18 protein-coding genes and 1 pseudogene are annotated in these 20768 nt (G+C 70.9%); 8 read left to right on the top strand and 11 right to left on the bottom strand.

Annotated elements, in window-relative coordinates; translation table 11 throughout:
- A pseudogene (locus NQU54_RS20200) lies at window positions 1-428 on the bottom strand (cytochrome P450); the annotation flags it as partial.
- Window positions 429-676: 248 nt separating this feature from the next.
- Here NQU54_RS20200 and NQU54_RS20205 point away from each other — a divergent pair.
- Both NQU54_RS20205 and NQU54_RS20210 read left to right on the top strand, forming a co-directional pair.
- On the top strand, window positions 677-1576 hold the full coding sequence (locus tag NQU54_RS20205; RefSeq protein ID WP_257632275.1) for a helix-turn-helix transcriptional regulator: 900 nt from the start codon (window positions 677-679) through the stop codon (window positions 1574-1576).
- Window positions 1573-2025, top strand: a complete 453-nt coding sequence (locus tag NQU54_RS20210) for an SDR family NAD(P)-dependent oxidoreductase (RefSeq protein ID WP_257632276.1) — start codon at window positions 1573-1575, stop codon at window positions 2023-2025. The genes NQU54_RS20205 and NQU54_RS20210 overlap by 4 nt, the downstream gene beginning before the upstream one ends.
- 85 nt (window positions 2026-2110) lie before the next feature.
- Here NQU54_RS20210 and NQU54_RS20215 read toward each other — a convergent pair whose 3' ends face one another.
- Window positions 2111-2473, bottom strand: coding sequence for a hypothetical protein (locus NQU54_RS20215; RefSeq protein ID WP_257632277.1), 363 nt, complete (start codon window positions 2471-2473; stop codon window positions 2111-2113).
- Window positions 2466-3407, bottom strand: a complete 942-nt coding sequence (locus NQU54_RS20220) for a sigma-70 family RNA polymerase sigma factor (protein ID WP_257632278.1) — start codon at window positions 3405-3407, stop codon at window positions 2466-2468. Before NQU54_RS20220 ends, NQU54_RS20215 begins: the two co-directional genes overlap by 8 nt.
- 90 nt (window positions 3408-3497) lie before the next feature.
- On the opposite strand from NQU54_RS20220, the gene NQU54_RS20225 reads away from it, so the two are divergent.
- Window positions 3498-4625, top strand: coding sequence for an alkene reductase (locus NQU54_RS20225; RefSeq protein WP_257632279.1), 1128 nt, complete (start codon window positions 3498-3500; stop codon window positions 4623-4625).
- On the opposite strand, the gene NQU54_RS20230 is transcribed toward NQU54_RS20225, so the two are convergent.
- The 4 genes from NQU54_RS20230 to NQU54_RS20245 form a co-directional block, all read right to left on the bottom strand.
- Window positions 4615-5451: an undecaprenyl-diphosphate phosphatase gene (locus tag NQU54_RS20230; protein WP_167499962.1), complete on the bottom strand. Its 837-nt coding sequence runs from the start codon at window positions 5449-5451 to the stop codon at window positions 4615-4617. The genes NQU54_RS20225 and NQU54_RS20230 overlap by 11 nt on opposite strands.
- A 244-nt stretch (window positions 5452-5695) precedes the next feature.
- Window positions 5696-6097 (bottom strand): SseB family protein, encoded by a 402-nt coding sequence (locus NQU54_RS20235; protein WP_069872347.1) that lies wholly within the window; start codon window positions 6095-6097, stop codon window positions 5696-5698.
- A gap of 160 nt (window positions 6098-6257) precedes the next feature.
- The gene (glpK, locus tag NQU54_RS20240) at window positions 6258-7763 is read right to left on the bottom strand and encodes a glycerol kinase GlpK (RefSeq protein ID WP_257632280.1); all 1506 of its coding nucleotides are present in this window, start codon (window positions 7761-7763) and stop codon (window positions 6258-6260) included.
- A gap of 42 nt (window positions 7764-7805) precedes the next feature.
- Window positions 7806-8573 carry an IclR family transcriptional regulator gene (locus tag NQU54_RS20245; protein WP_257632281.1) on the bottom strand — a complete coding sequence of 256 codons (768 nt, stop codon included), beginning with the start codon at window positions 8571-8573 and terminating at the stop codon, window positions 7806-7808.
- A 198-nt stretch (window positions 8574-8771) separates the two neighbouring features.
- Here NQU54_RS20245 and NQU54_RS20250 point away from each other — a divergent pair, with 198 nt between their 5' ends.
- Window positions 8772-9401 carry an ATP-binding protein gene (locus NQU54_RS20250; protein ID WP_257632282.1) on the top strand — a complete coding sequence of 210 codons (630 nt, stop codon included), beginning with the start codon at window positions 8772-8774 and terminating at the stop codon, window positions 9399-9401.
- Here NQU54_RS20250 and NQU54_RS20255 read toward each other — a convergent pair.
- Both NQU54_RS20255 and NQU54_RS20260 read right to left on the bottom strand, forming a co-directional pair.
- Window positions 9398-10654, bottom strand: a complete 1257-nt coding sequence (locus NQU54_RS20255; RefSeq protein WP_257632283.1) for a cytochrome P450 — start codon at window positions 10652-10654, stop codon at window positions 9398-9400. The genes NQU54_RS20250 and NQU54_RS20255 overlap by 4 nt on opposite strands.
- A 223-nt stretch (window positions 10655-10877) precedes the next feature.
- A complete protein-coding gene (locus tag NQU54_RS20260) occupies window positions 10878-11780 on the bottom strand; it encodes a LysR substrate-binding domain-containing protein (RefSeq protein ID WP_167499960.1) in 903 nt (300 codons plus the stop codon).
- 149 nt (window positions 11781-11929) lie between these two features.
- Here NQU54_RS20260 and NQU54_RS20265 point away from each other — a divergent pair, with 149 nt between their 5' ends.
- The 3 genes from NQU54_RS20265 (at window position 11930) to NQU54_RS20275 (ending at window position 15982) form a co-directional block, all read left to right on the top strand.
- Window positions 11930-13108 (top strand): L-talarate/galactarate dehydratase, encoded by a 1179-nt coding sequence (locus NQU54_RS20265; RefSeq protein ID WP_257632284.1) that lies wholly within the window; start codon window positions 11930-11932, stop codon window positions 13106-13108.
- A 182-nt stretch (window positions 13109-13290) separates the two neighbouring features.
- Window positions 13291-14628, top strand: a complete 1338-nt coding sequence (locus NQU54_RS20270; protein ID WP_257632285.1) for a gluconate:H+ symporter — start codon at window positions 13291-13293, stop codon at window positions 14626-14628.
- Window positions 14629-14653: 25 nt separating this feature from the next.
- Window positions 14654-15982: an enolase C-terminal domain-like protein gene (locus tag NQU54_RS20275; RefSeq protein WP_257632286.1), complete on the top strand. Its 1329-nt coding sequence runs from the start codon at window positions 14654-14656 to the stop codon at window positions 15980-15982.
- 74 nt (window positions 15983-16056) lie between these two features.
- Here NQU54_RS20275 and NQU54_RS20280 read toward each other — a convergent pair whose 3' ends face one another.
- Both NQU54_RS20280 and NQU54_RS20285 read right to left on the bottom strand, forming a co-directional pair.
- Window positions 16057-16866: a DUF4142 domain-containing protein gene (locus NQU54_RS20280; protein WP_257632287.1), complete on the bottom strand. Its 810-nt coding sequence runs from the start codon at window positions 16864-16866 to the stop codon at window positions 16057-16059.
- Window positions 16867-17135: 269 nt separating this feature from the next.
- Window positions 17136-18083 carry a right-handed parallel beta-helix repeat-containing protein gene (locus tag NQU54_RS20285; protein WP_257632288.1) on the bottom strand — a complete coding sequence of 316 codons (948 nt, stop codon included), beginning with the start codon at window positions 18081-18083 and terminating at the stop codon, window positions 17136-17138.
- A 131-nt stretch (window positions 18084-18214) separates the two neighbouring features.
- On the opposite strand from NQU54_RS20285, the gene NQU54_RS20290 reads away from it, so the two are divergent.
- A complete protein-coding gene (locus NQU54_RS20290; protein ID WP_257632289.1) occupies window positions 18215-20671 on the top strand; it encodes a GH92 family glycosyl hydrolase in 2457 nt (818 codons plus the stop codon).
- Window positions 20672-20768: the final 97 nt, after the last annotated feature.

Raw genomic sequence — 20768 nt, forward strand, 5'->3', positions numbered from 1 at the left:
AGGCTGGTCAGCCCCGGGGTGCCGAACTTCTCGGGGAAGAAGCGCTCCAGCCGCCTCCGGATCCCGGGCCGGCTCTCCGTCAGGCCGATCACGGCGCTCGCCACCTCGATCGCCAGATGGAAGGCCACATCGGCGAGCCGGCCCCGGCCGGTGTCCCGGATGGTGCCGATCTGCGCCTCCGCCACCCGGACCATGACCTCGCGATAGTGCTCATCGACCCGGCGCGGGGTGAAGAACCGGGCGGTCTGCCGCCGGTCCTCACGGTGTTCGGGACCGTCCCGGTAGAGCACCGGCCGCCGGAACCGGGACGGCAGCTTCTCCACCGTCTCGATGCCGAGCCCGGCCTGCACGGTGGCGGTGTCGCGCAGTACGGCGCGGGCCTCCTGGTAGCCGGACACCTGCCAGATCCCGTCGGGCCCCCGCCGCACCGGACAGCCGCCCGCGTCCGGCCCCCGATCGACCCTGCGCCCTCCGTACTCGTGCGCTCCGTGATCCTGTGAACCGTGTGATCCGCGGTCCTGCGATCCGTGTGATCCGTGGTCCCGCGATCCGTGGTGGTGCGATGCGCGTTCCTGCGATCCCCCGCCCATGGGCGGCACCTCCCGGCCCAGACTAGGAGTAGCGCGGCCACCTTACGGGCTCCGGACCCCGCTTTCCCAGGTCTAGGCTCCCCGACATGGACAGCGAGAACCCCCTGGGGCGCTTTCTGCGCGCCCGCCGTGAACTGGTGCGGCCCGAGGACGTGGACATCCCGCCCGCCGGCCGGCGCCGGGTGGCGGGTCTGCGCCGGGAGGAGGTCGCCCTGCTCGCGGGGGTCAGCACCGACTACTACATCCGGCTGGAGCAGGGCCGGGAGCGCCATCCCTCGGCGCAGGTGGTCGAGGCGCTGGCCCGGGCGCTGGTGCTGGAGGAGGACGCGGTCGCCCATCTGCACCGGCTGGCCCGTCCGGCCCCCGGTCGGCGGCGCCGCCCGGCCGCGCGGCGGGAGCGGGTGAGCCCGGCCCTGCTGCGGATGATGGACGGCTGGCCGCGGACCCCGGCCGTCGTCCTGGGGCGCTGTCTGACCGTACTGGCCCACAACACCTTGGGCGGGGCCCTGTTCGACGGCCACACCCACAGCCGGGATCTGGTGCGGCTGGTCTTCCTCGACCCGGACGCGCGGGAGTTCTACCCCGACTGGGAGCGGGTGGCGGTCAACACCGTCGCCGGGCTCCGCGCGGCGGCGGGAGTCGATGAGGAGGACCCCGAACTGATCGCCGTCGTCGGGGAGTTGTCGCTGAAGAGCGAGGCGTTCCGGCGGCTGTGGGCCCGCCATGACATCCGCCAGAAGACCCATGAGATCAAGCGTTTCCGGCACCGCCTGGTCGGCGAGCTGACGCTGGAGTACGAGGCGCTGACCGTGAACAGCGCTCCCGGCCAGCAGCTCATCGTCTACCAGGCCGAACCGGGCAGCCCGTCCGAACAGGCCCTGTCCCTGCTGGGCAGCCTCGTCGCCGACGCGGTGGAGACGCCCCACGACCCCATGAGCACCACGACGGACCCTATGAGCACCACGACGAAGGACTCTTCCGCATGACCGTCAATGAATCGCCCGTCTGGTTCATCACCGGCTGTTCCACCGGTCTGGGCCGGGCGCTCGCCACCGCCGTCCTCGGCCACGGCCACCGCGCCGTGGTCACCGCACGCGACCCCCGGCAGGTGGCCGACGTGGTCGCCGGGCACACGGACCGTGCGCTGGCCCTGGCGCTCGACGTCACCGACAAGGACCGGGTGGCGGAGGCGGTCGGGACCGCGGGCGCACGGCGCACCAGCACCTTCGCCACCTATGGCCGCCAGCCCGGGGACCCGGCCCGGGCGAGCGAGGCCATCATCGGCGCGGTGGCGGCGGAGGAGCCCCCGCTGCGGCTGCTGCTGGGCAAGGCCGCCTACGACATCGCCCAGGCCAGGCTGGACTCCCTCAGGACCGCCTTCGACACCTGGCGCGAGGTCACCCTCGGAGCCGACTACCCCGTGGCCGCCTCCTAGGCCCCCTGGACGCGGGGGCCGGACCCGCCGGGCGCGCAGGCCGGACCCGCTGGGCACGCGGGCCGGACCCGCCGGGCGCACCGGGTCAGGACCCGCCGGGCCCTCGGCGCGACCGCGCCCGGTGGCCCAGTCGGCGCAGCAGCCCCCGCCGGGTCCGGGAAGCCCGCGGTCCGGAGGGCCGAGGGCCGGCCACGCCCGCCAGGGTGTGGCTCGGCGTCCACTGACCGTCGGGGGAGAGGATCGGAGCCTTGCGCTCCGCCTGGGCCCGGATCTCGTGGTGGGAGTCATGGGCGGTCACCCGGAACGCCTCGTCATGGGAGGCCATGGCGGCCCGCAGGGCCGCGCCCATCGCACCACGCCGACGGGCGAGGGACGCCACCCAGCCGAGGAAGACCATGAGCACGGCGAGCACACCGGCGACGATCAGATACGGCAACACATCACCCATGGGCCGAGGTTACGTGAGGCCGAACGTCGTCGAGGACCCCGAGTTCCAGACGGCTCAGCCGCCCGGGATCGGCGATCACCTCGTACGCGGCGATCCGCCCGTCCTCGACGGTGACGGTCAGGGCGAGGAGCAATCGGCCGCGCGGGGCCACGACGATCCCCACGGACCCGTTCACCAGCGCGGGCTCCGCGAACCGCGCCCTCGGCGTGAACCCGGCGGTCTCCTCCGCCACCGCCCGCGCACCGCGGGCCACCGTCGGCACCCCCTCGGGCAGGGCGGCGCGGTCGGCGCGCCGTACGACATCCGGGTCCAGCACCGCGAGCAGCGCGCCCATGTCCCCGCCTCGGGCGGCGGCGAGAAAGGCATCGACGGTGCGCCGCTGCCGGTCCAGCTCGGTGCGGGGCACCGCCGCGCTGCCCCTCACCTTCTGGCGGGCGCGGCTGGCGAGCTTCTTCGCGGCGACCGGTGAGCGCTCCACAATGGGCGCGATCCCGTCGAACGGCACCGCGAACACATCGTGCAGCACAAAGGCGATCCGCTCGGCCGGGCCCAGCGTGTCCAGCACCACGAGCAGCGCCCTGCCGACCGATTCGGCCAGCACCGCCTCGTCCTCCGGCGCGCCCCCGTGCCCGGTCGCCGGGGCCAGGTCGGACAGCTCCTGCCCGACCGGCTCCTCCCGGCGCGCGGCGCGCGAGCGCAGCATGTCCAGACAGATACGGGAGATCACCGTCCGCAGCCAGCCGGACAGGTTCCCGACCGTCTCGGCGTCGGCGCGGCTGAGCCGCAGCCATGTCTCCTGGACGGCGTCGTCCGCCTCGCTGAGCGATCCGAGCATCCGGTAGGCGACCGCCCGCAGCCGGCCGCGGTGCGCCTCGAACCGCTCCGCCAGCCCGTCCTGCGGATGCTCTCCGTTCCCCGGCTTCCGCCCGTCCATCGGTCACCTTTCCTCGCCGTGCTCCGTCATGTCCTCAGACGTATCCCACGCGGCCGAGGTGACAAGGCCGAGGTGAGAGGGGAAAACACCATGAGCACCATCTGTTCGACCGCCCTGGACCGGCCGCTGCTGCGCCCCGCGGACCTGGGGGACCTCCGGCTGCCCAACCGGGTGGTGATGGCCCCCATGACCCGGGCCCGCGCCACGGGCGAGGGGCTGGTCCCGAACGGTATGCACACGGCCTACTACGGTCAGCGGGCCGGGGCCGGGCTGATCATCACCGAGGGGACATGGGTGAGCGAGCGGGCCATCGGCTTCCCCCATGTCCCCGGTGTCTACAGCGAGGAGCAGATCAGGGGATGGCGCCGGGTCACCGACGTGGTCCACGCCCTCGGCGGCCGGATGGTGCTCCAGCTGTGGCACACCGGCGCCGCCTCGCACCCCGACCACCTCGGGGGCGCTCGGCCGGCCGGCCCGTCGGCGGTCGATCCCCGGGAGCGGTCCTACACCCTGGGCGGGCCCAAGGCCACGGTCACCCCGCGGGAGATGACGCTCGCGGAGATCCGGGACACGGTCGCGGAGTACGGGGCGGCCTCGGCCAACGCCCGCCGCGCCGGTTTCGACGGGGTGGAGATCCACGCCCTGGGCTCGTTCCTGATTCCGCAGTTCCTCAATCCGCGGCTGAACCGCCGCCGCGACGCCTACGGTCGCGACGGTGCCGGACGGCGGCGCCTGCTGCTGGAGATCGTCGACGCGGCGGCCGCGGCCTGGGACGGCCGCCGGGTGGGCGTCCGTCTGTCGCCGCACTGGACCGGCGAGCGGTTCACCGCCGATGAGCGGACGCTCGCCGACTACGACGCGCTCGTGGCGGAGCTGTGCGACCACCCCGTGGCCTATCTGCATCTACGGGGACCGGCCCCCGCCGCGCCCGGCGCCGCCCCCGGCCACGACGTCTTCGCCCGCTACCGGCCGCTCTTCGACGGACCGCTGATCGCCAACCACGGCTTCGACCGGGAGAGCGGGAACGCCGTGATCGAGGCGGGGCTCGCGGACGCCGTCTCCTATGCCACGCACTTCGTGGCCAACCCCGACCTGGTGGCCAGGTTCGCCCTGGACCGCGAGCTGGCGGCGGGCGATCCGGGCACGTACTACACCGGCGGGGCGGGCGGCTATGTCGACTATCCGGCCAGCGGCTGGGAGGACGGCGTCAGGCGTTGAGCACGCCCGTGCCGAGCAGTCCGAACAGCGCCACGCCGATCACGATCCGGTAGATCACAAAGGCGTTGAACGAATGTTTGGCGACGAACTTCAGCAGCCAGGCGATGGAGGCGTAGGCCACGGCGAAGGACACCACCGTGCCCACCAACAGCGGCACCGTGCCCACGCCGCCGCCCATGGCGTCCTTGAGCTCGTAGAGGCCCGCGCCGGTCAGCGACGGAATGCCCAGGAAGAAGGAGAGCCGGGTGGCGGCCACGCGGTCCAGGCCGAGCATGAGGCCGGTGGCCATCGTGGCGCCCGAACGGGAGAAGCCGGGGAAGAGCAGCGCGAGGATCTGCGAAGAGCCGACCAGCATCGCGTCCTTGACGTCGGTGTCGTCCTCCCCGCGCTTGTGGCGCCCCATCCGGTCGGCCAGCCACATCAGCCCGCTGCCCACGATCAGCGAACCGGCCACCACCCACAGCGAGGCGAGCGGGCCCTCGATCAGCGGTTTGGCCGCCAGGCCCACGACCACGATGGGGATCGTGGCGTAGATGACCCACCAGGCGAACTTGTAGTCGTGGTGGTACCTCTCCTCGCGGTTGACCAGCCCCCGTCCCCAGGCGGTGGCGAAGCGGCGGATGTCGCGGAAGAAGTACAGCAGGACGGCGGCGATGGCACCGACCTGGATCACCGCGGTGAAGGCGACGACCGACTTGTCGTCCACCGGGATGTCCATCAGCCCCTCGGAGATCTTGAGGTGGCCGGTGGACGAGACCGGGAGGAACTCCGTGACCCCCTCCACGACGCCGAGAACGACGGCCTGTCCGATGTTGATCGCGCTCACGTGATCCGTCCCGCCGGTGTCTGTCCGTAACCAGTGAATGATGACGGGACCGTAGACGATCGATGGGACGGTGGCCAATCGGCGGGCGCGGGACGGTGGCCCGATCACCGGGCGCGCGACGGGGCCGATCGGCGGGCGGCCCACGGCGCTCCGCCGGGCTTGTGCGCAGAGGCGGACGCGGAATCCGGGCATCGCCGCGGCCCGTGCCCGTACAGGAAGGGGCACGAGCCGCCGCGGGAAGGGGTCAGGCGGCCGGACCGGAACCGCTGAGCAGGCTCCGCACACCGTTGGCCGAAAGGGTGACTGCCTCCGGGGCGCCCGCGTCGATGGTCAGCGAAAGCTCTTCGGAGGGCCATCCCTGGGCCAGCGCGCCCAGCGGCACCAGGTGGTACCGCTCGATCTGGGGCAGGGCCTGGTGCATCCGGGCCGGGGTGGTGAAGACCGGTACCAGCTGAGCGCCGTCCTCCTGCTGGAACACGGGCAGGGTCACGGCCTGCGGGTCCGTCTCCTCTCCGGTCTCGGCGGAGGGGAGCAGGACCTCACTGTTGGCAAGGGTGTTCAGCGCCGACTCGTCCGCCCGGTCGGCCGCCAGCTCGCCGAGGGCCTGCTGGGTGGCGGAGACGTTTTCATCGGAAGGGCTGGTCATGATTCCGTCCATGGATCGGGTTGTGGGTCTTCGTGGGTTTCTGGGTCCCAGAGCGGCCGGTTGAAACAGCCGCGGCTGGCTCGAATACCCCGGCTCATCGAACTCACACGTCCTCCGGACTCGATTCCTCCGCCGGGCCCGCGGGGGAATATGCCCCGGGCTACGATCTGGCCCAGCCCAGCGATCTCTCGACCGCCCGCCGCCAGTTCTCGTACTCCGTCTCCCGCCGTGCGGGGTCCATCGTGGGCATCCATTGGGCCGCGCGGTGCCAGTTGCGGCGCAGCCCCTCCAGATCCGGCCAGTAGCCGGAGGCGAGTCCGGCGGCGTAGGCGGCCCCGAGCGAGACGGTCTCGGAGACCATGGGGCGCACCACCGGCATGTCCAGGACGTCGGCCAGGAACTGCATCAGCAGATTGTTCGACGTCATTCCGCCGTCCACCTTCAGTTGACGCAGTGGCCGAGGCGAGTCGGCGTTCATGGCGTCGACCACCTCCCGGGTCTGCCAGCCGGTGGCCTCCAGCACGGCCCGGGCCAGATGCCCCCTGGTGATGTACGAGGTGAGCCCGACGATCACCCCGCGGGCGTCGCTGCGCCAGTGCGGGGCGAACAGCCCGGAGAAGGCGGGGACGATATAGCAGCCGCCGTTGTCCTCGACACCGCGGGCGAGGGTCTCGATCTCGGGGGCGCTGTGGATCATCCCCAGACGGTCGCGGAACCACTGCACCAGCGAGCCGGTGACGGCGATCGGGCCCTCCAGGGCGTAGACCGGCGGCTCGTCGCCGACCTTGTAGCCCACCGTGGTCAGCAGCCCGTGCCGGGACCGTACGAGCTCGGTGCCGGTGTTGACCAGGAGGAAGCTGCCGGTGCCATAGGTGCACTTTGCCTCGCCGGTGGCGAAACACGTCTGCCCGAACAGCGCCGCCTGCTGATCGCCGAGCGCGGCGCAGATCGGGACGTTCGGCAGCAGGGCACTGGCCATGCCGTAGCACTCGGCGGAGGAGCGGATCTCCGGCAGCATCGCCCGGGGCACATCGAAATAGGCCAGCAGTTCATCGTCCCAGGTCAGGCTGCGGATGTTCATCAGCATGGTGCGGCTGGCGTTGGTGGCGTCGGTGAGGTGCAGCCCGCCGCCGGGCCCTCCGGTGAGATTCCAGATCAGCCAGCTCTCCATCGTGCCGAACAGCACGTCCCCGCGCTCCGCGCGCTCGCGCAAACCCTCGACGTGGTCGAACAGCCAGCGCAGCCGGGGCGCGGAGAAATAGGTCGTGGGCGACAGACCGCAGCGTTCCAGGAAGAAGTCGTCACCGGTGGTCCGGCGCAGCTCCTCGACATAGCCGCTGGTGCGGGTGTCCTGCCAGGTGATGGCGTGGCCCACCGGAACGCCCGTACGGCGGTCCCAGACCACCGTGGTCTCGCGCTGATTGGCGATGCCGATCGCCGTGATCTGCTCGGGCCGGATCCCCGCGCCGTCGAGGGCCCGGGGCACGACGACCCGGCGCAGATGGGACCAGATCTCGGCCGGGTCGTGCTCGGCCCAGCCGGGCCTGGCGAAGTACTGCTCATGTTCTCGCTGGCCGACCGATACCAGCCGCCCCTGGTGGTCGAAGAGGATGCACCGGGTGGACATGGTCCCCTGGTCGATGGACATCACATAGCGTTCAACCATGGCCTGGCCTGCCTTCGGGCGCGTATCTGCGGGGCATGGACATCACCAGCGAGCCGCGCCGAGATCGCGGGAGATCGCCCGGGCGGCGTCGCGCGTCAGCCCGACGAGTGAGGCCTGGGGCCGGCCCTTGCTGTCGCAGAGGCGGTCCATGGCGCCGGAGATACCGACGGCGCCCACCACCAGACCGCCCTGTCCGCGGATCGGCGCGGCGATGTCCGCCTCGCCCATCATCATTTCCTGGATCGCGGCCGCCCACCCGGCCTCGCGGACCTCGCCCAGCGCCCGGTTCAACTGCTGGGGGGAGACCAGGGTGTGCCGGGTGTAGCTCTCCTGTTCGGTTTCCATGAGCGGCTCCAGCGGGGTCGCCCCGTACGCCAGCAGGACCTTGCCCAGCGCGCTGGCGTGCAGGGGCAGCAGCGAGCCCACATCCAGGGTCTGGAAGGTGTCATCGGGCCGGAAGACGTGGTGGACGATGAGGACCTTGCCCTCCAGGGGCACTCCGAGGCGGACCGCCTCACCGCTGCGGGCGGCCAGGGCGTCGGCCCAGTTGATGGAGCGGGACCGCAGCTCGTTGATGTCGAGATAGCTGGTCCCCAGGTGCAGCAGCGCCGCGCCGAGCTGGTACTTCCCCGTCGCCCTGTCCTGTTCGACGAAGTCGACGCTCTGAAGAGTGCGCAGAATGCCGTGCGCGGTGCCTTTCGCGAGCCCGAGCGAGGTCGCCACCTCGCCCAGACTGAGCCGACCTGAGCCCCGGGCGAGCAGTCGCAGAATCGCCGCCGCCCGCTCGATGGACTGCACCGGGCCGGCCATGACGCGATCGTAGCTCGTTGGGCAGTGGCACAGCCTGTCGGCGAAAACGCCAAACGTTCGGTAATGCCGACTCGGATTCGTTGACCCCGCTTGATGAGGGCCATAGCGTCCGTATCGGGACAAGAAGACTTGTATACCGAAAGGTGCCCTGAAGGGTGCCCGGCAGAGAAGCACTATCCGGCTAGGAGAGGAGGAGACGTGGCGGAACAACTGAGCATGCCGATGCCCGGCCCCACCGGGCAGGCCGCGGGGACCGTCGTCACCGGCGCCCGTCTCATCGGCTCCCAGGCGCAGGGCCCGGACGCCTTGAGCGCGTCGGCGGCGGAACACGACGAGGTTCCGGACCGGCCGCCGCTTCCGACCGGCGACGAGATGCTGGACCGGCCGTCGTCGGCGACGCCCGACGAGATCCTGGACCGGTTCTCGGCGAGCGAGGGCGATGCCCATGTACTTCCGGTCCCGCACATCTGCGAGGCCGTCGCCACCGTGCGGCGGCGGGCGCACGCGCTGCTCACCGAATGGGAGCTGTCCACCGAACTGCTCGACGAGGCGCTGATGGTGATCTCGGAGCTGGTCACCAACGCGATCCTGCACGCGCTGCCCCCGGCCGTCCTGCGGCTGGGCTGGAGCCAGTGCGAGGGCCGCTCCAGCCTGCGCATCGAGGTGACCGACGGCGGCCCGGTCCCCGCCGACCAGCGGGCGGACGAGGACATCGAGCCCGATGAGCACGGCCGTGGGCTCGGCATCGTCACCGCGCTGTCCGCGCGCCACGGCAGTCGCTCCTGCCATCAGGGCATCACCTGGTGGGCGGATCTGCTGGTCGCCTAACCGGCGGCCCGGTCCCAGGTGACCGGGAGCCGGTGGACTCCGTAGACCAGCATGTCGTGGCGCAGGGGCACCTGGTCGGGCTCCACCGCGAGGCGGAGGGTGGGAAAGCGCCGCAGCAGGGCGGGGTAGCCCGTCCGCATCTCCATCCGCGCCAGATGCTGGCCCAGGCACTGGTGAATGCCGTGGCCGAAGGCCATCTGATCGGGTGTGTCGCGGGTGACGTCGAGGGTGTCGGGGTCGGGGAACCGCGAGGAGTCCCGGTTGGCCGAGGCCAGCGACCCGACCACCGTCTCCCCGGCCTGTACCCGCACCCCCGCGATCTCGAGGTCCTCCCGCGCGACCCGCACCGTCCCGAACTGGACGATGGTCAGATACCGCAGCAGTTCCTCCACCGCGAGGTCGATCACCTCGGGCCGCTCCCGCACCATGCGCGCCTGCTCGGGGTGGCGCAGCAGAGCGTAGGTGCCCAGAGCCAGCATGTTCGCCGTCGTCTCATGGCCCGCTACGAGCAGCAGCAGGCCCACACCGGTCAGCTCGTCGTCGGTCAGCCCGGCCGCCGTGGCGGTCCCGGGGCCGCCGGGCGCGCCGTGGTCGCCGTTGACCAGACGGGACAGCAGCGCCTCGTCCGGCCGGTGCCGCTTGGCGTCGATCAGCCCCCGCATGTAGTCCCACAGCGCGTCCCTGGCCGCGTAGACCTCCTGCCGGCTCTGGCCGAGCCGGAGCAGCACGGTGGCCCACCGCTGGAAGTCGGTCCGGTCCTCGTACGGGACCCCCAGCAGTTCGCAGATCACCAGCGAGGGGATCGGCTGGGCGAAGGACGTCACGAGGTCGGCCGGGGGACCGGCGCGCTCCATCGCGGCCAGGTGGTCCTCGACGATCTCCTCGATCCGGGGCTGGAGCCCGCGCATCCCCCGGGCGGTGAACCACTTGCTCAGCAGCCGCCGGTAGCGGGTGTGCTCGGGTGGGTCCATGCCGATGAACGAGCCCAGCATGCGGCGGTCGTCCGGGCGGACCGGAAACGAGTGCACCGGCGAGGAGGTCCGGCGGCGGTCCGAGCTGAACCGGTCGTCCGCCAGCAGCTGGGATACGTCCTCATGGCGGGTGAGCAGCCAGCCCACGTTGCCATCCGGAAAGGCGAGCCGGCCGGCACCGCCCTCCTCGCGCAGCTCCGTATAGGCACTGGGCGGATCGAAGGGGCAGTCACGATGTCTGGGGAGCGCGGACGGAGTCGACGCGCGTGATGTGACGGACACGGAAGCGCTCCCTTCGAAAGGCGAACCGAGTCCCTCCCCATTGAGTGTCCCTCCCTTTCGAGCGTAGCTCGGGCCGATGGACCGGGCTATGCGACGGCCTGTGCGACCGGGGCCCGCGGCAACGCGCGGTCACCGCGGGTGGGTCCCCGGGCACGACGCGTCGCGCCCGGGGAGCCGGTCATGGGGAGAACTCCCTTTCCGGAGGTCCTGGGCGTCACGGCGGTCAGGCTCCTCGGTCGGGGAGAAGGGCGGCCGCGTGGCGGAGCAGTGTGTGCAGGGCCGGGTTGTCGTTGTTGCCGCGCCATACGAGGTTGAGTTCCACCGGTTCCGGGGTGGTCAACTCCACCGGTTTGAAGGCGATGTTCGGGTAGCGCGGCCGGGCGGCGGTCTCCGGCACCAGGGCCACTCCCCAGCCGCCGTTGACCAGGGCCAGGATGGTGTGGACCTGGCTCAGGTACTGGGAGAAGACCGGGGTGGCGTGTGCGGCGCGGAAGATGCTGATGAGTAACTCGTTGAAGTAGCGCGCCTCGATCGGCGAGTACATCAGCAGGTCCTGCCCGTCGAAGTCGGCCACCTGGAGCGGTTCTTCGCGCGCCGCCAGCGGGTGGCCCGTCGGCAGGGCGGCGAGCAGCCGCTCCCGGGCCGCGGGCCGGGAGCACAGATCCGGTCCGGTGACCGAGGGCCGTACCAGGCCCAGGTCCAGGCTCCGCTCGGTGACGGCCTCCAACTGGTCGCGGGTGACCATCTCGCGCAGTGTGATCTCCGCGCCCGGCATGGTCGCCCGGGCGATCTCCAGCAGTGTGCCGAGCACGGAGTGGGCGCTGGCCGCCGTGAAGCCGATGGCGATGCTGCCCGCCTCGCCCGTGGCCACCTGCCGGGCGGCGAGGACGGCGTGCTCGGACTGGCGCAGGATACGGCGGGCCTCGGTGAGGAAGGCGCGTCCCGCGGGGGTGAGCCGCACCGAGCGGTTGGCGCGCTCCAGCAGCCGTACCCCTAACTCGGTCTCCAGCAGTTGGATCTGACGGCTCAGCGGCGGCTGGGTCATCTTCAGCCGCTCCGCGGCCCGGGTGAAATGCAGCTCCTCGGCGACCGTCACAAAGCTGGTGAGTTGCATGAGCGTGAACAACGATGCTCTCCCGGTATCAACGCATGCCAATTTTAAGTTAGACGTAGATCGTCTGGCGACCTTAGCTTGCAAAGGAGTTCGTCGGCCGCCCCGGGGCGGTTCCGGCATCCACTCGCCCCGCACACGGGCCCCACACACAGGGACAACACGTGGTGACCACATCGCATACGGCAACGCACATCGCACAGCAAGCAGGCGAGGCAACCCTGGACCGGGTCTCGTGGATCCGGGTGTCCTCGGTCGTCCTTCCCCTGGCCACTCCGATCAGCGACGCCAAGGTTCTCACCGGGCGCCAGAAGCCGATGACGGAAGTGGCGTTCCTCTTCGTCGAACTCGCCACCGAACAGGGCCACGAGGGCATCGGCTTCAGCTACTCCAAGCGCGCGGGAGGGCCCGGCCAGTTCGCCCACGCCCAGGAGATCGCGCCCACCCTCCTCGGTGAGGACCCCAGCGACATCGGCAGGATCTGGACCAAACTGGTGTGGGCCGGCGCCTCGGTGGGCCGCAGCGGGCTGTCCACCCAGGCGGTGGCGGCCTTCGACATCGCCCTGTGGGACCTCAAGGCCAAGCGGGCGGGACTGCCACTGGCCAAGTTGCTGGGCGCACACCGCGACACCGTCCGCTGCTACAACACCTCCGGTGGCTTTCTGCACACGCCGACCGGGCAACTCCTGGAGAACGCCACGGCCTCCCTGGCCAGTGGAATCGGCGGTATCAAGATCAAGGTGGGCCAGCCGGACGGCAAGGAGGACCTGCGCCGGCTGACCGCCGTACGCGAGCACCTGGGCGATGATGTGCCGCTCATGGTCGACGCCAATCAGCAGTGGGACCGGCCCACCGCACAGCGCATGGGGCGCGCCTTCGAGGAGTTCGGCCTGGTCTGGATCGAGGAGCCGCTGGACGCCTATGACGCACCGGGCCACGCGGCCCTCGCCGCCTCGCTGGACACCCCCGTGGCCACGGGGGAGATGCTCGCCAGCGTCGCCGAACACTGGGAGCTGATACGCCACGACGCGGCGGACATCATCCAGCCCGACGCACCGCGCATCGGTGGCATCACCCAGTTCCTCAAGCTGGCCACCCTCGCCGAGCAGCACCATCTCCAGCTCGCCCCGCACTTCGCGATGGAGATCCACCTCCATCTCGCGGCCGCCTATCCGGCCGAGCCGTGGGTGGAGCATTTCGACTGGCTGGAGCCGCTGTTCAATGAGCGGCTGGAGATCCGCGACGGCCGGATGCGGGTGTCCGCACGGCCCGGCCTCGGCATCACCCTCAGCGAGCAGGCCCACGCCTGGACGCGCGCCACCGCCGAGTTCGGCACCCGATGAGTCCGGCTCGCCGCGAAGCCGGTCGCGGATCCATGGCCACACCCATTGACCGGTGGTGGTCACCCCTCTAGCCTCCATCTGCATATATGGACGGAGTGCATGTACGTGGACTCCTTGGCCCGTCTGGCGAACCGTTGGCGCCTCCCGCCCAACCGCTCGCAGTTCAAAGGGGAACTGAAGACATGCCACTAGTCGTCGTCGGAATCAGCGTGGGGATCCTGCTGTTCCTCATGACCAGGCTGAAGCTCAACGGCTTCATCGCCCTGCTCCTCGTGGCCGTCGGGGTCGCGCTGGTGCAGGGGGTCGAGATGGAGAAGATCCCCGAGGTCCTCGGGGAGGGCGTCGGGGGTCAGATCGGCGACACCATGCTCGTCGTCGGTCTCGGCGCCATGGTCGGCCGGGTCATGGGCGACTGCGGCGCGGCCCAGCGCATAGCCACCACCCTCATCGACACCTTCGGACTGCGCTGGGTCCAGGTGGCGATGGTGGTCACCGCCATGCTCATCGGCGTGACCATGTTCTACGAGGTGGCCTTCGTCATCATCGTGCCGGTGGCGTTCACCATCGTCCGGGTCACCCGGAAGAACCTGCTGTGGGTCGGGCTTCCGATGTCCATCGCCCTGTCGACCATGCACAGCTTTCTGCCGCCCCACCCCGGGCCCACCGCGGTGGCCTCGACCTTCCACGCCTCCGTCGGACTGACCCTGTTCTACGGGCTGTTCATCGCCGTCCCGGCCGGTGCGCTGATCGCCCTGGTGTGGCCGCGCCTTCCGTTCGTCCGCCGGATGGACCCTGCGATCCCCAAGGGCCTGGTCAGCGAGCGCACCTTCACCGATGAGGAGATGCCGGGCCTCGGCTGGTCGCTTTCGGTGGCGCTGGTCCCGGTGGTGCTGATCGCGGGCGCCGCGGTGACCGATATGGCCGTGTCCGGCGACGGCCCGGTCCTGCACTTCATCACCTTCGTCGGATCCGCGCCGATCGCCCTGCTGCTGACCCTGCTGCTGGCGGTGTGGGCGTTCGGCCCGCGGATCGGCCGGAGCCTCGCCGAGGTCAGCGCCTCCTGCAACTCGGCGGCCCAGGCGATGGCGATGATCCTGCTGGTCATCGGGGCCGGTGGCGCGTTCAAGGAGGTCCTGGTCGAGGGCGGGATATCCGACTACATCAAGGACCTCACCGACAGCTGGTCCATCTCGCCGATCATCCTCGCCTGGCTCATCGCCGTCGTCCTGCGGGTGGCGCTCGGATCGGCGACGGTCGCGGTGGTCACCGCCGCCGGTGTGGTGCAGCCGCTCCTGGAGAACAGCGGAGTCCACCCCGAGCTGATGGTCCTCGCCGTCTCCTGTGGTTCGATCGCCTTCAGCCATGTGAACGACCCCGGCTTCTGGATGTTCAAGGAGTACTTCAACCTCTCCGTCATCGACGCCATCAAGGCGCGCACCACCTACACCACCGTGCTCGCGGTCCTCGGCCTCGGCGGTGTCCTGGCCGTCGAATGGACCCTCGAAGCACTGCATGTCTGACCGCCTCCGACCCAAGGACGCCACGATGAGCCAGCCGACCGTCACCTCCTTCTCCGTCTATCCGGTCGCCGGACGGGACAGCATGGAGCTGAACCTCTCCGGCGCCCACGGCCCGTACTTCACCCGCAACGTGGTCGTCCTCGAGGACTCCGAAGGCCGTACGGGACTGGGGGAGGTCCCCGGAGGGGAGAAGATCACCCAGACGCTGCGCGACGCCGGATCCCTCGTCGTCGGGGCGCGGGTGGGCGACTACAAGCGGGTGCTGAGCGAGATCGGACAGCGGTTCGGCGACCGCGACGCCGGCGGCCGCGGCGCCCAGACCTTCGATCTGCGCACCACCGTGCACGCCGTCACCGCCGTCGAGTCGGCCCTGCTGGACCTGCTGGGGCAACATCTCGAGGTGCCGGTCGCGGCGCTTCTGGGCGACGGACAGCAGCGCGACTCGGTACGGGTCCTGGGCTATCTCTTCTACGTCGGCGATCCCGACCGGACCGACCTGGAGTACGTCCGCGAACCCGACGCCGACGCCGAGTGGTACCGCGTCCGCCACGAGGAGGCGCTCACCCCCGAGGCGATAGTCCGCCAGGCCGAGGCCACCTACGACCTCTACGGCTTCCGGGACTTCAAGCTCAAGGGCGGGGTGCTGGAGGGGAACGAGGAGGTCAAGGCGGTACGGGCGCTCAAGGAGCGCTTCCCCGGGGCCCGTATCACCCTCGACCCCAACGGCGCCTGGTCGCTGCGCGAGGCGATCGAGCTGTGCCGCCCGCTGCTCGGCACGCTCGCCTACGCCGAGGACCCGTGCGGGGCGGAGGACGGCTACTCGGGGCGGGAGATCCTGGCGGAGTTCCGGCGCGCCACCGGACTGCCCACGGCCACCAACATGATCGCCACGGACTGGCGGCAGATGACCCACGCGCTGGCGCTGCAATCGGTCTCCATCCCGCTGGCCGACCCCCACTTCTGGACCATGCAGGGGTCGGTACGGGTGGCCCAGCTGTGCCATGAGATGGGCCTGACCTGGGGATGCCACTCCAATAACCACTTCGACATCTCCCTGGCGATGGTGGCCCACTGCGGAGCCGCCGCCCCGGGCGAGTACAACGCCCTGGACACCCACTGGATCTGGCAGGAGGGGCTGGAGCGGCTCACCGTCGATCCGCCGCGGATCACCGGTGGCGAGATCGCCATCCCGGACACCCCCGGCCTGGGAATCCGGCTCGACCGGGACCGGCTCCTCACCGCCCACGCCCTCTACCAGGAGAAGGCGCTGGGGGCGCGGGACGACGCGGTGGGCATGCGCTATCTCATTCCGGGCTGGACCTTCGACAACAAGCGTCCCTGCCTGGTGCGTTAGGGCCGTTGGAGACCGAATCGCTCCAGTCCGCACCTTGGCGTGTCCGGGACGCGGTGCGCTGCCCTGACGACGCGCTACGGCGCGGAGGGCGATGAGGTGGCGCCGGGGGTGGCGGGGGAGCCCGAGGCGCCCGGGGCGTCGTCGACGGGGGCGGGCGGCGACGGCGTGGGCGCTTCCCCCTTGCCGGCGAGCGAGGTCGGCGCCTTCAGGACGACCATGGGCTCACCGGGCCTGGGCATCACCGGCTTGGTGAAGTTCGGGCCCTGGGTCGGGGTCGAGGTGATCTGGCCGGGGAGGGCCTCGTAGTCCACCATCCCGGTGTTCTCCATCTGGGTGATGTGATCCAGCACCACCGTGTTGGCCTGGGTGGCGAGCTGGCGCACCAGGGTGTTCTTGCTGGTCGCCCGGATCTTGGCGATGGAGCTGAAGATCTGGCCGTGGGTGATGCGCAGGATCTGTGCCATCTGACTGTCGAAGTCCTTGCCCGTGGCGGCCGTCAGGGTGTCCAGGAACCCCTGCTGCTGCGGCGTGGGCTTGTTGGGCAGGGTGACGCCGAGTTTGGGTGCGATGTCCCGTACGGCGGCGTCCAGTTGCGCATGCCCCACGACCAGGTGCTCACCGGCCGTCTTCACCGGCGCCGCGGTGCCCTTCTTCAGGGCCAGCTCACCGACGGGGAACTCCCACAGCCCGGCGAGCCGGACCTTGACCACGAAGTCCCGGTCGGCCCCGGTGAGCGGTCCGTACTGCGTCGAGCTCGTCTTCGCCAGGTTCGCCTGGTTCTCCTGCTGCACACCCGTCAGGACGGGCGACATGATCACTCCGAGGGTGACCACCACGGAACCTATGAGGAGGGAGGTACCTGTCACGAAGTACCGGGATCGCATAGAGCCTCCTGGCGGGGACGCCGGTCGTAGTGCGGAACAGTGTCCGCCCGTGCTTGCACCGGCGAATACGGACCACGCGGCCTCCATGCTCAACGGTGTGGCGGCCGTTTATGCGTCTTTGAACCGTTACTTCGGCCGCATATGGCCTATCTCACAGCCGCCTCAGGAGCAACGCGTCATACGCCGTTTCCCGGGCGGGAGTCCGTGTGTCCCGGGGGAGCGGGAGTACCCCGCGCTCCCGCTCCCCCGGCTCCTCCTCCCAGAGGTTCCTACGGCAGGCCGCCCGGCTCCGGGCCCCGGTAGCCCGGCCGGGACGAGGCGTCGATGCCCACCTCGTAGCGGATACCGGAGTGGAGGACGTTGCCGGAGACCCGGGCGCCGGTCGAGTGTTCGGCGAGGCCGATGGCGTGGTGGGTGGGCGCGGCGAACACATTGCCGGTGATGGTCGCGTTCTGTACGTCCTCGAACATCAGGGCCTGGGAGGCGCGCAGCGTTTCACAGCGGTTGCCCCTGATGGTGAAGTCGGAGGTGGTGCCCCGGCCGTCGCCCTCGCCGTCGTTCGGGCCCTCGGCCATCAGGCACATGTTGTCCACCTCCAGACAGCGGTTGTCCTCGATGCGGACACGGTGGCTGGGCGGGGTGTCGCTGGCGAAGGTCTGCATGCAGTCGGCGTGCCGGCCATGGCTGTTGTCGGTGTCGCGGACGGTGTTGTGCGCGATGGTGAGATCTTCGCCGAAGAACCGGATGCCGTCGCCGTCCCCGCCCCTCGGGCCGATCACGGTGTTGTTCCGTAGGGTGACGCGGTGGCCGGTCAGCTCGATCCCGGGCGCCGCGGGGCGGATGGACCGGAACCCGTCGACGATCACATCGTCGGCCTCGATGGTGATGCCGTGCACGGAGTCCCCGCCCCCGGCGTAGGTGATCGGGTGCTCCCGGTCGCCGCCCTTGGTGATGACCAGCCGTTGCCGGGACAGGTCGCCGTCGAAGCAGACGGTGTCCCCCGGCCTCGCCAGGCGCGCCGCCTCCCGCGGGGTGGTGGCGCGCACGGTGCAGCGCGCGGCCCCCTTCACGGTGGCGGGCGACATCCTCTGCGCGGCGGTGCCGGATCCGCCGTCCGTACCTCGCTCCAGGGGCCACGACGGGCGCGCCAGGGCGGCCAGGAGCGCGAGGACCGAGACGGCCAGAAAGCCGAGGACGAGTCTCCAAGTGATCCGCATGCCGGGAACCGTAGAGCCGGATCCCGGGGACCGGTCCCGACGTCAACGGTGCATTGCTGTCACCCGGTTCACTCCACCGTCACCATGCGCCCCTAGGTTCACTCCCGAGACACGGAAGGGCGTGATCCCCGATGGAGACGCACAAAGCACGGCGAAAGAGACTCGGACGCCGATCGGCACTGGTCGGCGGGGGAGTGGCGGTGGCGATCGGCGCGCTGATCGCCCCGCTCGTCGAGGCCCCCGCGGCGAGCGCGGCGCCACGGGCCGACGAGGTACGCCACCCCGTCGACCATGTGGACCCGCTGATCGGCTCCGCGGGCGGCGGCAACACCTACCCCGGCGCCAATCTGCCGTTCGGCATGATCGCCTGGTCCCCGACCAGCACCACGGGCGACCAGACCAACACCGCCGCGGCCAACGGCTATTCGTACGACACCACCCGGGTCCGGGGCTTCAGCCTCACCCATGTCAACGGCGCGGGCTGCCACCCCGGGGCCGCGGGCGATGTGCCGATCATGCCGTTCGTCGGCGAGGTCGACAGCTCTCCCACCGCCGACACCAAGGACCAGAAGTACGCCGCCACCTTCTCGCACGACAATGAGAAGGCCGAGCCCGGCCACTACCGGGTGGGGCTCGACTCGGGCGCGGCCGCCGATCTCGCGGTGAGCGAGCGGGCCGGTGTCGCCGACTTCTCCTTCCCCCGGGACGCCCCGGCCCGACTGCTGTTCCGCACCTCAAACTCCCTCAACGGCAGCGAGAACGCGCATATCGAGATCGACGCCCAGCGCCACAAGGTCACCGGCTGGGTGCTGACCGGCGCGTTCTGCGGACGGCGCGCCAACGGCGGCGAGAACAACCGCAAGACCTACTACCGCCTCTACTTCAGCGCCTCGTTCGACCGCGCCTTCTCCACCGTGGGCACCTGGGAGAACGACCGGCTCTCACCCGGCGCCACCACCGCGGACGGCGGCGAGGGCTATCTCACCGGCGCCGACCGGGCCGGGCGCGGCTCCGGCGGATACGTCGGCTTCGACACCACACGGGACGACGATGTCCGGATGCGGCTCGGCATCTCGTACGTCTCCCTCGCGGGCGCCGAGGCCAACCTCCGCGCCGAGATAGCGCCCCGGGCGAGCGTCGCCGATGTGGCCTCCGCCGGACGGGCCGCCTGGGACCGCCGGCTGCGCGCCATCCGCGTCAGCGGCGGCAGTGAACCGCGCCGCACCGCCTTCTACACCGCCCTCTACCACGCGCTCCAGCAGCCCAACCTGATCAGCGACACCGACGGCCGCTACCCGGGCATGGACGGCACTCCGCACCGCGTCGAGCGCGGGCAGACGGCGCAGTACAGCAACTTCTCCGGCTGGGACCAGTACCGCGCCCAGGTGCAGCTGCTCGCCCTGCTCCAGCCCCGGGTCGCCGGGGACTTCGCCCAGTCGCTGTTCAACTTCGCCCGGCAGAACGGCGGCGTGTGGGACCGCTGGGTGCACATCAGCGGCGCCACCCATGTGATGACCGGCGACCCCTCCGCCGCCACGCTCGCCACCTTCTACGCCACGGGGGTACGGAACTTCGACGCCAAGGGCGCCTTCGACTCCCTCTACCGCCAGGCCACCGTCCCCCACCCCGATTCGCTCTCCGACAAGGGCTGCCCGGGGCAGTGCGAGGGCCAGCGTCCGGGTCTCGCCCAGTACCTGGAGTCGGGGTACGCGGCGCAGGACGCCTGCCACTGCTGGGGCGGCGCGGCGGAGACCCTGGAGGACTCCGTCGCCGATGACGCGCTCGCCCGCTGGGCCCGGCTGCTCGGCCGCGGCAAGGAGGCCGATGAGCTCGGCGCACGCGGCGGCTACTGGCGCAATGTGTTCAACCCCGGGGCCACCGGTACGGCCGGCTACAGCCAGGCCAGGAACCGGGACGGCTCCTGGGTGACCCCCTTCGACCCCGCGTCCGACCGGGGATTCGCCCAGGGCAGCGCGGCCACGTACACCTGGATGGTGCCGCAGGACGTCCAGGGGCTCGCCGACGCCATGGGCGGACGCCAGAAGGCGGCGGCCCGGCTGGACGGCTTCTTCCACAAGCCCGACGGCTCCTGGTCGGTCCGCGGCGGCGATCCGCTCCGCTACGACCCCACCAATGAACCGGGCATCCACGCCCCCTGGCTCTACAACGCGCTCGGTCAGCCCTGGAAGACCCAGGAGACGGTGCGCCAGATCGTCGCCAATGTGTACGGAACCGGGCCTAAGGGGCTGCCCGGCAATGACGACCTGGGCACCATGTCCGCGTGGTACGTGTTCGCGGCGCTCGGCCTCTACCCCCAGGCCCCGGGGCGTGCCGAGGCACTGCTCACCGGTCCGCTCTTCCCACGTGCCGTGGTCGCCCCGGCGGGCTCGCGGCGCGCCCTCACCATCGACGCCCCGGACGCCTCCGACACCGACTTCTATGTGCACGCGGTGCGGGTGAACGGCAAGCTGCACGACACCTCGTGGCTCGACGGCTCGTTCGTCCGCCAGGGCGGTTCGCTCTCCTTCGACCTGGCCGACCGGCCGGACACCACCTGGGCCACCGACCCGGGTCGGCTGCCTCACTGAGGCACTGGGCCGTCGCGCAGGCGAACGTGTCCGCGCGGACATGGGCCATGGGTCGGCCCGCCACCCGGGCACCCGGTCGGACCGGGACGCACGCACG

Origin of the sequence: Streptomyces malaysiensis subsp. samsunensis (genome assembly GCF_024519315.1) — a bacterium.
Taxonomy (GTDB): domain Bacteria; phylum Actinomycetota; class Actinomycetes; order Streptomycetales; family Streptomycetaceae; genus Streptomyces; species Streptomyces malaysiensis.

Coding starts and splice junctions, on each gene's coding strand:
- NQU54_RS20225 (WP_257632279.1), top strand. CDS start 3,498: ATGAGCACCATCTGTTCGACCGCCCTGGACCGGCCGCTGCTGCGCCCC.
- NQU54_RS20245 (WP_257632281.1), bottom strand. CDS start 8,573: ATGGCCGGCCCGGTGCAGTCCATCGAGCGGGCGGCGGCGATTCTGCGA.
- NQU54_RS20235 (WP_069872347.1), bottom strand. CDS start 6,097: ATGACCAGCCCTTCCGATGAAAACGTCTCCGCCACCCAGCAGGCCCTC.
- NQU54_RS20290 (WP_257632289.1), top strand. CDS start 18,215: ATGGAGACGCACAAAGCACGGCGAAAGAGACTCGGACGCCGATCGGCA.
- NQU54_RS20280 (WP_257632287.1), bottom strand. CDS start 16,866: ATGCGATCCCGGTACTTCGTGACAGGTACCTCCCTCCTCATAGGTTCC.
- glpK (WP_257632280.1), bottom strand. CDS start 7,763: ATGGTTGAACGCTATGTGATGTCCATCGACCAGGGGACCATGTCCACC.
- NQU54_RS20210 (WP_257632276.1), top strand. CDS start 1,573: ATGACCGTCAATGAATCGCCCGTCTGGTTCATCACCGGCTGTTCCACC.
- NQU54_RS20215 (WP_257632277.1), bottom strand. CDS start 2,473: ATGGGTGATGTGTTGCCGTATCTGATCGTCGCCGGTGTGCTCGCCGTG.
- NQU54_RS20285 (WP_257632288.1), bottom strand. CDS start 18,083: ATGCGGATCACTTGGAGACTCGTCCTCGGCTTTCTGGCCGTCTCGGTC.
- NQU54_RS20270 (WP_257632285.1), top strand. CDS start 13,291: ATGCCACTAGTCGTCGTCGGAATCAGCGTGGGGATCCTGCTGTTCCTC.
- NQU54_RS20205 (WP_257632275.1), top strand. CDS start 677: ATGGACAGCGAGAACCCCCTGGGGCGCTTTCTGCGCGCCCGCCGTGAA.
- NQU54_RS20275 (WP_257632286.1), top strand. CDS start 14,654: ATGAGCCAGCCGACCGTCACCTCCTTCTCCGTCTATCCGGTCGCCGGA.
- NQU54_RS20220 (WP_257632278.1), bottom strand. CDS start 3,407: ATGGACGGGCGGAAGCCGGGGAACGGAGAGCATCCGCAGGACGGGCTG.